Source organism: Halostagnicola larsenii XH-48 (assembly GCF_000517625.1).
In the GTDB taxonomy this organism is placed as follows: domain Archaea; phylum Halobacteriota; class Halobacteria; order Halobacteriales; family Natrialbaceae; genus Halostagnicola; species Halostagnicola larsenii.
The window spans coordinates 1,620,273-1,632,922 of record NZ_CP007055.1 but is presented as its reverse complement, the minus strand read 5'-3'; the positions used below and the strand labels follow the sequence as shown (position 1 = coordinate 1,632,922).

Below are 12,650 nucleotides of genomic sequence, written 5' to 3'. Positions count from 1 at the left end.
GCAGTTTCGGTGTCACAACCACGGAAGCAGTATCCCGCCCGTCACAACCACGGGAACAGCACCCGACGAATTCGGCCGAGGATCGACTCGCCGCCGTGGCGAACGCGGAGCGTCGTTCCCTCGGCATCGAATGAGAGTTCGTTCGCCGGGAACGTTTCGCCGTCGGGGAACCGTATTTCGCGGTCGTCGGCCGGAACCGGTCCACCGGTGCTGGTCCCGAACAGGCTCGACGACTGGAACGTCGGCTCGGTTACGGGTGCATCGTACTCGATCGTGTAGACGGTGGTTCCGTCGTCCTCCGAGCGCTCCCAGTCGACGATGTCGCGGTTCGGCGTCGTTCCGATCATCTCGAATCAACTGGTCGGGCAAAAGACGTTCAGAGACTTATATGTCTCCCACACGATTCGGGTGTATCCTACTCGGCCGTGGTCGTCACGTCGAGGAAGACGTCCTCTAGCGTCGAATCGTCGCCGGTTTCCATCCGTTCGACCAGCGTCTCGGGATCGCCTTCTTCGACGAGTTCGCCCTCGTAGAGGATGCCGACCTCGGTGGCGATCCGCTCGACGACGGGCAGGATGTGCGTCGAGAGGAACACGGTCGTTCCCGACGCCGCCAGTTCGGTGATCACCTCCCGTACCGTCCGCGCGGCTCGCGGATCGAGCCCGGAGGTCGGTTCGTCCAGAAAGACGACGTCCGGTTCGTGCATGATCGCCTGTATCAACCCGGTCTTCTGGCGCATCCCCTTCGAATAGGTCACGATCCGGTCGTCGGCATCCGCCGCGAGGTCCAGTCGCTCGAGTAGCGATTCGATGCGCTCGTCGATTTCCGCGGGACCCATCCCCCGTAACCCGCCGTGGTACTCGAGTTGCTCGCGAGCCGTGAGTTCCTCGTGGATCGGCGGCGATTCGGGCAGGTAGCCGATGTGTTCGACGAGTTGCTCCCGGTCGATGATCGAGATCCCCGCCACGCGACCGGAGCCGCTGGTCGGCCGAATCAGCGCAGTCAGCATCTTTATCGTGGTCGTCTTCCCCGCGCCGTTCGGCCCGAGAAAGCCGTACACGGTTCCCGGTTCGACCTCGAGGTTCAGGCCGTCGACGGCCGTGGTCCCGTCGTATTCTTTCGTCAAATTATCCGTGGAAATCGACCGGTGGTCACTTCTCTCAGCATCTGTTTGTCGGACGTTCGCTCTCGATTCCTCGATTTCGGATTCGTTCGTTTCGTCAGTCATCGGTTGGAACTCACCTGAGCTGGTACTTCTGATACCGGTGTACTGCTATCTGGAACGCAATTCTTGAGACAACGATTGCGAGAAGTATCGTGAGAAAGAGCGAACCGAGCCGGACGACATCGGTCGGCATCCCGATTTGGCGTACTATCGTGCTCTCGTAACCCAGTGAGGAGTACCCCAGCAAGGCAGGAACGGCGGTGACCGTCACGATCCCAAAGACACATGCCATTCGGACGAATGCCGAGACACCCGGTTCCGTGTACACTGGAGCGCTAGTGAAGAACCCGGAAACAGGGCTGAACCGGTCGCGATCGACGCCCATCTCGACAGCGAGGCTGACCGTAGCGGTACACGCACAGAGGGTTACGCCAATAAGAGCGAGCGCCACAGTCTCGAGAAGACTGGCGGAACTGAGCACTCCGAGCGGAAGAACGATGGCGGTAACGATCGGAACGCCGGGAACGAGTGCAGCGACGAGGAAGCCGCCGACGAATTGTCGTCCACCGATCGTCGTCAAGAGCATGGGAAGAACGCGATATTTGACCCCGATCGGATCCGATCCGAAGGCAAAGCCAGTCACGAGTCCGAGCGTTAGCACCAGAAACAAGAAAAGAGGCGTTCCAACGATAGTGAACATCGGCATCAGTATTATACCCATGAAAAAGACGACGTATGCTGTGTATAGAACCCCTTGCGGGGAGCGTCGCTCCGTGACCCACCGTTCTCGAGCGACGGTGAGCGCGGGACGCGAAACGTAGTCGCCGAGTAGTTTCTCGAGCCACCCCTCTTTGACGAGCGAGTGCGAGCCGTGGGGCCCCGTGGACCCGCTCGCTTCTCGAACCCAGAGTCGCTCGACGAGAACCGTTGTCACACCTACGAGGAGCGGCACCGCCAGCGCGAGCGTCCCGACTGCAGCCAGTGCGCGAGCGCCGTCGACGCCGAGTCCGGTCGCACCGAGGAACGCCAGGTCGACGATCCACGTCATCGGCAGCGAGTCGAACCGCTCGAGCAGCGGCGCGACCGATATCGATGTCGAATCAAGGACGAGCCACGCGAGGAGCACCGGGACCCAGCCGAACACGACGAGCAGATCCCGGTAGAAGTTCCCTCGAGCCAGCCGTCGGCCGACGAGTTGTGCGGCGAGCCTACTGGCCACGCCGACGCCGACGGCCAGTGCTGTGATTCCCGTGATCGCCGCGAAGATCGTTAGCCCAACCAGCGGCGACCGGAGTCCGAGCGCGGTTCCGACCGCCACGCCCGCGGCCGGCCCGACGAGAAAGACGCCGATGCGGGCGAAGACGAACACGAGCAGCCCCAGCGCTGGCGCTCTCGCTGGGACGGTCGTCAGGAGAAAGTCGGAGTCGAGACCTTCGAATCTCGCGCGCGTAACGTTCGAACTTCGCAACGCGAGCGCTCCGAACAGGAGGCCTGCGCCGATTCCCAGCAAGTCGATAGGGATCGATCCACTCGCCGCGATCGACGCCCCCGCGGATCGAGACACCGCTCCGAACACAACGGCGAGTGCGACCATCGCGATGAGGAGCACTCGTCGCCGCGTGCGCTGCGTTCCGGCCGCCACTTCCCGCCGACGGCGTCTCCACTCGGTCCGCGCGATTCGGGCGCTCGCTTTGATCCATGGCTCAGTCATTTCCTAGTTGAAACGTCCCGTAGAGATTTGTGTTATATCCGTCAGGAGTGTTGTCGAGGCCGGTGTATATTCTTTCTCATCGGACCGAAGTAGTCTCGAGGAAGATGTCTGGTGCGATACTCGCTCGGGTGTGGGCACACTCGAGGCGTCCACTCAATTCCAATCGCGTATCCGCGTGGATTTCCGCCATCTCCGCTACGAACACGAGCGTGACCAAACTGACGCCTCGAGCGAAATTCCCACCTTGCGAATTCGTGGCAAACTGTGTTAGCGGTGCTCCGCGTGGGATGTGGTGGCCCGAAACGGGCCAGACAGCGGGCGATCCCTACCCACGCTCAACACGAGACCGTGAGACCGTTCGAGCGAATACCATGGGTTTTCCACCCGGAAACGGCACCACCATCACCGTTTCCGGGCACGCTTCATGATTATGAGCGCAGTCGCCGGCTCGAGCGATCGGTTTTCGGGGGTGCGCCGAAATGATTCCGAAAGCACCTGCTCACAGTACTGCGACGGAGACGTACAGAAAGCCGAGCGAGGCAAGGAGCGATCCGGCCGCGTACACGCCGGACGTGAACAGCTCTCCGCGGAGCGTTCGTTCGAGCGATTCGGGACCGTCGTCGCCAATCGTCATCGGAACGTCGTCGGATCCGCGGATTCGGATGTCACCGCGGTCGACGATCAGTTCGCCGTGGACGGTACAGGACGCACCGTCAGGGAGGGACCACGTCTCGAGTTGATACTGTTGGCCCGTCCGTTCGATCTCGTCGCCGACCTCGGCGGAGAGGATATCCGTGTTCGTCAGCGAGACGGTATCCCGATCGTTTTGCAGGTAGACGGCTTCCGAGAGCGACCCCGTTTTGGCCAGAAGCGATTCCCGCACGCCGTATCCCTTCAGATCGGCAGCGGAAAGCGACCAGAGCGAAGTATCGCCGTGCTGGTCGACGAGCCAGTCCGCGTCGACGCGGATCGTTTCGTTCCCGGTATCGATGCTGAATTCGCCGGCTTCGAGGCCGGTTTCGACCGTCGTCCACCCGTCCGAGGGGTCGCTTCGAGAGCGAATGCGCCAGAGCAAGAGTCCGATCGGCGCCGATTCGATGACCGTCTCGCCTCGTCTGTTTTCGTTCACCGATTTCTCGACGCGAAGCTCGCCCGCGACGGTCTCTTCGCGACCACCGACCGGATCTGGTGCCCCGCCGGTGTCGACGGTCGAAATAGCGGTCTGCGCCCGCCTGATTCTCATGGCTCGGCGACCGAACCAGAGGAAGACAGAAACAACCCACCGCTAAACGCCGCTCCGAGGATTGTTTCTTCCATTATCGCCCATTAGTCACTTAATTAACAAGTGTTTTTTGGTCAGCGAAACGGATGGGAGCGAACGAAATTCCGGCTCGAGTTAATGGATGGAGGATGGAGAAAATTGGTCTCGAGCGCTCAAAAGCCGGGCATCAGTTCGGCGGGACCGAAGACGCCGTACTCGCCGGCCCGGTTTCGGCAGACGGCAGTCTTCAGATAGCCGATCGCCGGTCCGTTGACGTTCGCCGCCATACTCGTGGCGTCGTCGAGTTCGAACGTGTTGGTCCCCGTTTCGCCGTCGAACGTGGTGCCGGTCACGGAGACGGTCGTCGTCGTCGGTTTCTCGTCGTGTTCGACGTCGAGGATTCCGCCGACGGTCACGTCCTCGGCGTCGCAGATGCCAGCCCGCTCGAGTAAGACATCGTCCGCGTGCTCCATATCATCGAACTCGAGGACGCCGTCGTGGTCGTCGATGATGGCCTCGATTTCGTCCTCGGAGAGCGTCCGGGCGGTGTCGATATCGTACTCCGGCAGGTGGGCGATATCCTCTCTGACGGTGCCGCGGTTGTCCTCGTACCCCGATTTCAGGCCGACGCCCCACCAGATGTCGACGGACTCGACCTCGACGAACGACTGGGCAGCGAGCGCCGCCGCGCCGGTGAGGAACCCGGGCGTCGCGCCGGCGCCGCAGACGAACGTGATTCCGGCGTCCTCGAACGCCGACGCGCGCTCGTCGAGCATCCCGATGACTCGAGAGCGTTTGAGCACGTCGACCATCACGCCGGCGTAGCCGCCCGCTATGAACCGATCCGCAACCCGCGGGATGAAGTCGTGTTCGTAGTTCGGCAGCGCCAGCAAGACGGCATCGATGGCGTCGCCGTGGTCGATAATCTCCTGTATCGGATCCTCGGACGGGCGAGCCTGCGCGGATGCGACGACGCCCGCGTTCTCGCCGTGTTGTTTGACGCCGGACGACGCCGCCGCGCCGCCGTCCGTCTCGAGGTCGTCGTCTCTAGACGCGTCAGTTCCTCGGGTCCCATCAGTTCCCGGCCCGCTGTCGATGTTCCCTTCGGTCGCCTCGAGCAGTTCGTCGACGTCCAGTCCGTCGAAATCCATCGCGACGCCGTGGCGGTCACACGCCGCAACCGGCGTGAGCCCGTCTTTGTGCTGGCTCACCTCGAGCGTTCGTCGGCCGATACCTCCCGTTCCGAGCACCGCAAACGTCGTGTCGTTCATTGTAGGTTGTGTCGTGAATCAGTCGTCTTTCGGTCGTCGGTCGTCTCTCGATCGTCAGTCGTTTCTCAGTCGTCGGTCGATTCCGCGTTCGCACTGTCGGCGTTGCCGGCCGCATCAGTGGCCGTTCCCGTCGCGGTCTCGGTCAGCGATTCCTTGGTCGTCCGTCGCCCTCGAGCTTTCACCGCCTCCGGATCGAACTCGTTGACCGACCGGTTCGGCTCGAGGCCCGCCCGTTCGATGATCTCGATGTCGTCGCCGGCCGACTGCCCCTCGGTCGTCAGATAATCGCCGGTAAGCAGCCCGTCCGCGCCCGCCTCGAGGGGCAGGTGCTGTTCGTCGGGCTCGAGGTTGACCTCGCGCCCGCCGGTGAGCCGAACGCGCGATTCGGGGTGGAGCAGTTTGTAAACCGCGACGGTTTTGACGATCTCGTCCGTGCTAATTTCGACACCCTGCTCCGCGAGCGGGGTTCCCGCGACGGGATTGAGGACGTTGACCGGCAGCGACGAAATGCCGATTTCCTGTAGCGCAATGGCCGCATCGACGCGGTCGGTCGGCGTCTCGCCCATTCCGAGGATGACGCCCGCACAGAGGTCCATCCCCGCCGATTTGGCGACCTCGAGGGTGTGGACCCGATCCTCGAAGCTGTGGGAGTCGACGATTTCGGGGAAGTACCGCGGCGAGGTCTCGATGTTGTGATTGTAGTGATTGATTCCCTCCTCGGCGAGGATTTCGGCCTCTTCGGGCGTGAGAATCCCCAGCGAGGCGTCGACCTCGAGGTCGCACTCCTCGCGAACGGCGCGGATCGACTCGAGGACTTCAGCCCACTCCTCGGGGCGGAGTTCCTTCGAGACGCCGCGTTCGGCGACCACGATTCCAAAGCGCTGTGCGCCGTCTCGCTCGGCGCGTTTGGCCGCCTCGAGGATCTTCTCTGGCCCGAGGAAATCGTATGTGTCGATGCCGGTGTCGAAGTGGACCGACTGCGCGCAAAAGCCACAGTCCTCGGCGCAGTTGCCCGCCTTCGCGTTGACGATCGAGCAGGCGTCGACGGTGCCGTCGCCGAAGTGATCCCGGACGGCGGCTCCCGCTTCCGCAAGCGGCTCAACCGGCTGTGCCATAAGCGCCAATCCGTCGGTCCGATCGAGGCGTTCGCCGGCGAACACCCGCTCGAGCGCGTCGTCGATCGTCCGGTTGGTCGTCTCGTAAACCACGCTAGCTAGCGCAGTTTACGTAACTATAATTCTTGGGGACAGTCTCGAACGGGAAGCGATTTCGTCACCCCATAACTCCGTCAGTACTCATGAAATAACGACGGGCTGGTAGCTGACGCGATGGTGCTCAGGTTTGCAAACTCGAGACGATCACAGACGAAGAAAAGCTTCGACGGTGTCGGCTGGATTACTCGAGGAAGCTCTCGACGTGATCTGCGACTTCCTCGGGGGTGTCGCCGACCGGAACGCCGGCGTCGTTGAGCGCGCTGATCTTGCTCTCTGCGGTGCCGGTTCCCGAGCCGGAAACGATCGCGCCGGCGTGGCCCATGCGTTTCCCTGGTGGGGCCGTTCGACCGGCGATGAAGCCGGCGACGGGCGTGTCGACGTGCTCGTCGATGTAGGCTGCCGCCTCCTCCTCGTCCTCGCCGCCGATCTCGCCGCACATGGCGATGGCCTTCGTGTCCGGATCGTTCTCGAAGAGTTCGAGGGCGTCGACGAAGTCGGTGCCGATGATCGGGTCGCCGCCGATACCGATCGCGGTGGTCTGGCCGATTCCACGGTTGGTGAGGCTGTCGACGACCTGGTAGGTCAGCGTCCCCGAGCGCGAGACGAGCCCGACGTCGCCCGAGGCGAAGATGTTGCCCGGCAGGATGCCGAGTTTGGCCTCGCCGGGGGTGATGAGGCCGGGACAGTTCGGACCGATGAGCCGCGTGTCGGTCTCGGTGAGTCGCTTGTTCACTCGAGCCATATCCTGGGTCGGAATGCCCTCGGTGATCGCGACCGCGAGGTCGAGGTCGGTGTCGAGCGATTCGAAGATGGCGTCGCCCGCGAACGCCGGCGGGACGAAGATGACCGACGTATCTGCGTTTTCGGCTTCGACGGCTTCGTCGACGGTGTCGTAGACCGGAACGCCGGCGACTTCCTGCCCGCCCTTTCCGGGGACCGCACCGGCGACGACGTTCGTTCCGTACTCCATCATCTGTTCGGCGTGGAACTTGCCTTCCCCGCCGGTGATGCCCTGTACCACCACGCGCGTGTCGTCGTCGACTAGTACGCTCATTGTTCGTTCACCTCCTCAGCGTACGCGACGGCACGCTGGACCGCATCCTCGAGGGTCTGTTCGACCGTCACGAGGTCTTCGTTGAGAATTTCCATGCCTTCCTCCCAGTTGGTCCCGGCCAGTCGGACGACGACCGGTTTCGGGATCTCGTCGAACTGCTCTAGGGCTTCGTTAATCCCCTTGGCGACTTCGTCGCCGCGGGTGATTCCTCCGAAGATGTTGAATACGACGGAGTCGACGTTCTCGTCGGAGAACACCATGTCGAGCGCGTTCGCGATCCGGTCGGCTTTCGCGCCGCCACCGACGTCGAGGAAGTTGGCGGGTTCGCCGCCGTAGTGATCCACGAGGTCGAGGGTGGTCATCACGAGGCCGGCACCGTTGCCGATGATTCCCGTGTTGCCCTCGAGTCGGACGTAGTCGAAGTCGTACTCGTCTGCCTTTTGCTCTAAGGCGTCGCCGGTTGCCGCTTCCTCTTCCATCTCGGCGAGTTCGGGCTGGCGGAACAACGCGTCCTCGTCGATGTTCATCACGGCGTCGGCCGCGATGACCTCGTTGTCGCTGGTGACCATCAACGGGTTGATCTCCGCGTCGGAGCCGTCCCGGTCCGACCAGAGCTGATAGAGCGTCGTCAGCACGCTCGAGACGTCGCGTGCGATGTCGCCGTCGACACCGGCGTCGTAGACCGCCTTGCGGGCCTGGTAGGGATGCATCCCGAAGGAGGGATCGATGTGTTCGCGCGCGATGGCTTCCGGCGTTTCCTCCGCGACGGCTTCGATGTCGACGCCGCCTTTCGTCGAGACCATCGCGACGGGTTTGCCCTCGCCGCGATCCATCGTGATGCCGACGTAGAGCTCGTTCGTGAAGTCGACTGCCTCCTCGACCAGCACCCGATCTACGTGGTAGCCTTTGAGGTCCATCCCGAGAATGGAGTCGGCAGCGTCGCGGGCTTCGTCCTCGTCGTCGACGAGTTTGATTCCCCCCGCTTTGCCGCGGCCACCGACCTGTACCTGCGCTTTGACCGCGACTGGGTATCCAATCTCCTCGGCCGCGGCGACGACGCCGTCGACGTCGGAGGCGAGCTTCGACTCCGGCGTCGGAACCCCGGCGTCGGCGAAGACTTGCTTCGCCTGATACTCGTGTAGCTTCATATCCATTTGAACGGCTGTTCCCACGTCGCTTAAATCATGGCAGTTTCCACTCGCGAGAGCCGTTGCCCTGTCACGTACCACCATAATTTCACATTCCGGTAGTATCCGGAGTTCGGCGCTCTCGCTTTGGAAAAACCCATACTCAAATGTGATCGTAGCCGATATTCGTGAAGATCAAACAGCAACCATGCGGGATTGAATAATGGTAACACCCCACTCAGTTACCGTCATATTTTGCCCGAAATATACCGGGCTCGAACATCGATTTCCCCCAGTTCGACAAACTGTGTCTAACCCGCTTCCGGCCCGATCAGTTGGCACGCACTACCCGTGTTGCTGGCCGAAGCAATAGATGAGTGACTGCACATGTCCGGAAGTCTGCCATCCCAGCATTAATGCCTTCACTGCCCCCGAATACATACGAGAACGGTACACGCTGTGGCACTACTCAACTCGGCCCCGCGCCTCGAGTCGGCCCGCTCCCGGTTCGAAGCGGTCGCTCTCTTTCTCGTTCACAGCAACCTTCACATCTCGCTCTCCGCGACGAGCATTGCGCTCGTTACGATGCTTCTCGTGGACCTTCCGATCGATCCGGTCCCGCTCTTTATCGTCTTCGCCGCGGCGATGTTCGTCTACAGTCTCAACCGCTTTACCGACCTCGAGGAGGACGAGCAGAACGTTCCCGGCCGCGCGGCGTTTACCAGAGAGCACGGACGACTCCTGCTCGCGCTCGGAGTCGGCCTCTACCTGATCGCGATCGTCGTCGCCGTCGTCCTCGACCTTCCGGGCGCGAGGTATACGGTGATCCCGCTGCTCGTGACGATCGCCTACTCGTTTTTTCGACTCAAGCGGGTCTTCCTTGTGAAAAACCTGACCGTCGGCGTCGCCTGGGGGCTGATCCCGCTGGGGGTCGGATTTTACTACGACGTCCTCGAGACAACTGGCATCGTCTTTCTCGCGGCCTACGTGACCGCGATGTTGACAATCGCAGCGATCGTCTTCGATATCAAGGACATCGACGGGGATCGGGCGGCGGGAATCAGTACGGTCCCGGTCGTTTTCGATCCGCACCGAACTCGCATCCTCGCGCAGATTTCGAACGTCGCCGTCGCCGCGAGCGTCCTCATCTGCGTCGCTGTTGGTCTCGTTCCACCGACGTTTCTCGTGTTGCTGGCGTTCAACGCCTACGTGGGCGGATACATTCCGTTCGCCACCCGCGATCGGAGCGTCCTCTTTTACGGATTCATCATCGACGGCGAACAGCTCTTTCTCGCCTGTTGCGTGCTCGCCCTCGAGCTCACAGCTTGGTGATCGACCCTAATTCGACTCGAGTCCGGCGAGATCGCGACTACTCCCTGTCTGTCTCGCGCCAGTCACACTCCTGGCACTTCCATCCGGTGACGAATTCGGTGACCGACGGCATGTAGCCGACTTTCAGGACGTTCTCCCCACATTCCGGGCAGGACCGATCCGCCTCCTCGATGGAATCGGTTTCCATCACGGAGTCGCCCTCGATCAGTTCGGCCAGCTTTTTCGCGTTAACCATCCGTCCCTGAACGACTCGATTTGCGGCCATACTCTTCACTCCGTCTGGACGCCCGTAAGCCTTTCAACGACTCGAGCATTCGACCGTGGACTCACACGATCTGCAAGAACCGCTTCGAACGGTCTCGAGTCCCGTGTCGAGTGGAGGTGGCTCCTTCGAGACGCTGGTAAATCTCGAGGCAGTCATCGATCGAGTACGCGGACTCCGAGGAGTTCACGGGGACTGGTGTTAGACTGTCGAAAGATTGTCGACCATATGGTGGCGAGATTCAGATGAAATCGTCGCCGGGAACGGGATCAACGTTCGCCGTAGCGCTTCCGAACCGAGATCGGTGACACCTCTCGAGGCCGGGCAGCGTCGATTAGAGGTATTGTGACTCCCACTCGCGGCGCTCGACGATCTCCTGTTCCCCCGACTCCGTGATCGCGTAGTAGTTCGTTCGCCTGTCGAGTTGGCCCTTCTCGACTAGTTCTTTGTTGACGATCGTGTCGAGATTCGGATACAACCGACCGTGATTGATATCTGAGCTATAATATTTCTCGATTTCCTCTTTGATATCCTGGCCTGACGGTTGGTCGGCGCCGGCGATCACGTACAACAAGTCTCGTTGAAACCCGGTGAGATCGTTCATTCCACGAATCACTGCCACTGATCTAGTATTTGTTATTAATCTCGTACGGGATTGTAGGGATCCGCTCGAGCGAGTAGGCACTCTCCAGAAATAAGTAGGCCGTGCCAACTCACGAGCGAAAGGACAAGCCTCGAGGCGTATTCGATCCGTATTCTTCGGAACGGCCGTTCGCTTCGGTGCGATCTGAATCGTAGTCCAGGCCGAACGCTGTCGTAGAGCGTTCTTACCGAAACGCGAGGAAAAACATCTGTCAAAACGCACTTTGAGGTGGGATGATTTCGTCTCGAGGGCAGTCGTGAGCGCTTACGAGCGTTCGCGCCCCATCCGTGACAAAAGATCCACTCGTATACCACAGCTACAATTCACGAGCATGGTCTCCGAAAGGCGCTCCATCAGGGAGTTGAACAACGCCGAGACGGTCGCCTCGCTACGCTCGACACCGTGACTCGTCTCGTTAAAATCCCTTCCGTACGCGCGCTTTGCTCTCTTGTAAAACTCGGCCGCTGTAGTGCTCCGTCAGGGATTTGAACCCTGGTCATCGGCTCGAAAGGCCGAAATGATTGGCCGGACTACACCAACGGAGCAGTCGTCGCTTCGACACCGTACCGCGGTTCGGCCCGGTCTCGTGAAGCTACACTCACCGATTGCCGGGGGCTAGTAAAAAACGTTCCGTTCCATCCCTCCAGTGGCAGTGAATGACGTGGCGAACCCCTCCGGAGCGCTGCTCGAGACGATTTCCCTCGAAAACACCAGCGGGCGTACGGTCGCAAACAAGCGCAGACCGTTTTTCGACGCCGTTCCGGAGCTCGAGCGATTGCCGGCGTACTCGAGGGCCTTCTCAATGTTTTTCTATCTCTACGACAAACTTCATCGCATGAAATACGTCAGATTCCGCGACCCGGCCGGCGCGGTTCGCCGCGGCGAACTCGAGAACGGAACCGTCCACTTCGCGAACGAGAGCTACGATTTCGATGCCGACGAGATCGACATCCTACCGCCGACCGACCCCTCGAAGATCGTCTGTATCGGACGCAACTACGCCGACCACGCCGACGAAATGGGGTCGGATCTCCCGGACCGACCGATGCTCTTTCTCAAGCCGCCGAACACGGTCTCGAGCCACGGCGACACGGTGACCGTTCCAGCGGGGAAAGAGCGGATCGACCACGAAGCCGAACTGGGCGTCGTCATCGGGCAACAGTGCCGGAACGTACCGGTCTCGGATGCGAGGGATGTCATCGCCGGGTTCACCTGCGTCAACGACCTCTCGAACCGTGACGACCAGTCCGAGGAACGTAACTGGGTCCGCGGGAAGGCCTTCGACGGCGCTGCACCGCTCGGTCCGGTGCTTGCGACTCCCGACGAAGTGCCCGACGACGCGGCGGTTCGTTCTCGAGTCAACGGCGAGCTCAAACAGGACGGCACGCTCGATCAGCTCATCTTCCCGATTCCGGAACTGATCGCCGAGATCACGACCTACCAGACCTTAGAAGAGGGTGACGTGATCGCGACCGGGACGCCGGAAGGCGTCGGTCCGCTCGCCGACGGTGACGAGGTCGAAATCGAAGTCGAGGGCGTCGGCACGCTCTCGCACTCGGTTCGAATTCCCTGATCTGGACCCGACCAACTGCGGAGACGAACGTTTTTCG

Annotated in this window: 12 protein-coding genes and 1 tRNA gene; 2 read left to right on the top strand and 11 right to left on the bottom strand. The window is 61.4% G+C overall.

Annotated elements, in window-relative coordinates; translation table 11 throughout:
* Positions 1–41: 41 nt before the first annotated feature.
* The 8 genes from HALLA_RS08300 to sucC all read right to left on the bottom strand — a co-directional run bounded on the left by HALLA_RS08300 (position 42) and on the right by sucC (position 8,824).
* Complete coding sequence (locus tag HALLA_RS08300; protein WP_049952908.1) at positions 42–347, bottom strand: hypothetical protein; 306 nt, start codon at positions 345–347, stop codon at positions 42–44.
* Positions 348–415: 68 nt separating this feature from the next.
* Complete coding sequence (locus tag HALLA_RS08295) at positions 416–1,228, bottom strand: ABC transporter ATP-binding protein (RefSeq protein ID WP_049952907.1); 813 nt, start codon at positions 1,226–1,228, stop codon at positions 416–418.
* 10 nt (positions 1,229–1,238) lie between these two features.
* Positions 1,239–2,876 carry a hypothetical protein gene (locus HALLA_RS08290; protein ID WP_049952906.1) on the bottom strand — a complete coding sequence of 546 codons (1,638 nt, stop codon included), beginning with the start codon at positions 2,874–2,876 and terminating at the stop codon, positions 1,239–1,241.
* A gap of 499 nt (positions 2,877–3,375) precedes the next feature.
* Entirely contained in the window at positions 3,376–4,119 is a 744-nt protein-coding gene (locus tag HALLA_RS08285; protein WP_049952905.1) for a hypothetical protein, read from the bottom strand.
* 191 nt (positions 4,120–4,310) lie between these two features.
* Entirely contained in the window at positions 4,311–5,408 is a 1,098-nt protein-coding gene (locus tag HALLA_RS08280; protein ID WP_049952904.1) for a hypothetical protein, read from the bottom strand.
* Between the two features lie 65 nt (positions 5,409–5,473).
* Positions 5,474–6,616 (bottom strand): biotin synthase BioB, encoded by a 1,143-nt coding sequence (gene bioB, locus HALLA_RS08275; protein ID WP_049952903.1) that lies wholly within the window; start codon positions 6,614–6,616, stop codon positions 5,474–5,476.
* Positions 6,617–6,803: 187 nt separating this feature from the next.
* Positions 6,804–7,676, bottom strand: coding sequence for a succinate--CoA ligase subunit alpha (gene sucD / locus HALLA_RS08270; protein ID WP_049952902.1), 873 nt, complete (start codon positions 7,674–7,676; stop codon positions 6,804–6,806).
* Entirely contained in the window at positions 7,673–8,824 is a 1,152-nt protein-coding gene (gene sucC, locus HALLA_RS08265) for an ADP-forming succinate--CoA ligase subunit beta (protein ID WP_049954050.1), read from the bottom strand. Before sucC ends, sucD begins: the two co-directional genes overlap by 4 nt.
* 438 nt (positions 8,825–9,262) lie before the next feature.
* Between sucC and HALLA_RS08260 the strand changes: the two genes are divergently transcribed.
* On the top strand, positions 9,263–10,135 hold the full coding sequence (locus HALLA_RS08260; protein WP_049952901.1) for a UbiA family prenyltransferase: 873 nt from the start codon (positions 9,263–9,265) through the stop codon (positions 10,133–10,135).
* Between the two features lie 37 nt (positions 10,136–10,172).
* On the opposite strand, the gene HALLA_RS08255 is transcribed toward HALLA_RS08260, so the two are convergent.
* The 3 genes from HALLA_RS08255 to HALLA_RS08245 all read right to left on the bottom strand — a co-directional run bounded on the left by HALLA_RS08255 (position 10,173) and on the right by HALLA_RS08245 (position 11,585).
* Complete coding sequence (locus tag HALLA_RS08255; protein ID WP_049952900.1) at positions 10,173–10,400, bottom strand: DUF5795 family protein; 228 nt, start codon at positions 10,398–10,400, stop codon at positions 10,173–10,175.
* Between the two features lie 331 nt (positions 10,401–10,731).
* The gene (locus tag HALLA_RS08250) at positions 10,732–11,001 is read right to left on the bottom strand and encodes a PadR family transcriptional regulator (RefSeq protein ID WP_049952899.1); all 270 of its coding nucleotides are present in this window, start codon (positions 10,999–11,001) and stop codon (positions 10,732–10,734) included.
* A 509-nt stretch (positions 11,002–11,510) separates the two neighbouring features.
* Positions 11,511–11,585: transfer RNA gene (locus HALLA_RS08245), tRNA-Glu, on the bottom strand.
* Positions 11,586–11,875: 290 nt separating this feature from the next.
* On the opposite strand from HALLA_RS08245, the gene HALLA_RS08240 reads away from it, so the two are divergent.
* Entirely contained in the window at positions 11,876–12,613 is a 738-nt protein-coding gene (locus tag HALLA_RS08240; protein WP_049954049.1) for a fumarylacetoacetate hydrolase family protein, read from the top strand.
* Positions 12,614–12,650 lie beyond the last annotated feature (37 nt).

What these genes read in the sequence shown, in the direction of transcription:
- HALLA_RS08300 (WP_049952908.1), bottom strand. Translation starts at nt 347, where the DNA reads ATGATCGGAACGACGCCGAACCGCGACATCGTCGACTGGGAGCGCTCG.
- HALLA_RS08295 (WP_049952907.1), bottom strand. Translation starts at nt 1,228, where the DNA reads ATGACTGACGAAACGAACGAATCCGAAATCGAGGAATCGAGAGCGAAC.
- HALLA_RS08290 (WP_049952906.1), bottom strand. Translation starts at nt 2,876, where the DNA reads ATGACTGAGCCATGGATCAAAGCGAGCGCCCGAATCGCGCGGACCGAG.
- HALLA_RS08285 (WP_049952905.1), bottom strand. Translation starts at nt 4,119, where the DNA reads ATGAGAATCAGGCGGGCGCAGACCGCTATTTCGACCGTCGACACCGGC.
- HALLA_RS08280 (WP_049952904.1), bottom strand. Translation starts at nt 5,408, where the DNA reads ATGAACGACACGACGTTTGCGGTGCTCGGAACGGGAGGTATCGGCCGA.
- sucD (WP_049952902.1), bottom strand. Translation starts at nt 7,676, where the DNA reads ATGAGCGTACTAGTCGACGACGACACGCGCGTGGTGGTACAGGGCATC.
- sucC (WP_049954050.1), bottom strand. Translation starts at nt 8,824, where the DNA reads ATGAAGCTACACGAGTATCAGGCGAAGCAAGTCTTCGCCGACGCCGGG.
- HALLA_RS08255 (WP_049952900.1), bottom strand. Translation starts at nt 10,400, where the DNA reads ATGGCCGCAAATCGAGTCGTTCAGGGACGGATGGTTAACGCGAAAAAG.
- HALLA_RS08250 (WP_049952899.1), bottom strand. Translation starts at nt 11,001, where the DNA reads ATGAACGATCTCACCGGGTTTCAACGAGACTTGTTGTACGTGATCGCC.
- HALLA_RS08240 (WP_049954049.1), top strand. Translation starts at nt 11,876, where the DNA reads ATGAAATACGTCAGATTCCGCGACCCGGCCGGCGCGGTTCGCCGCGGC.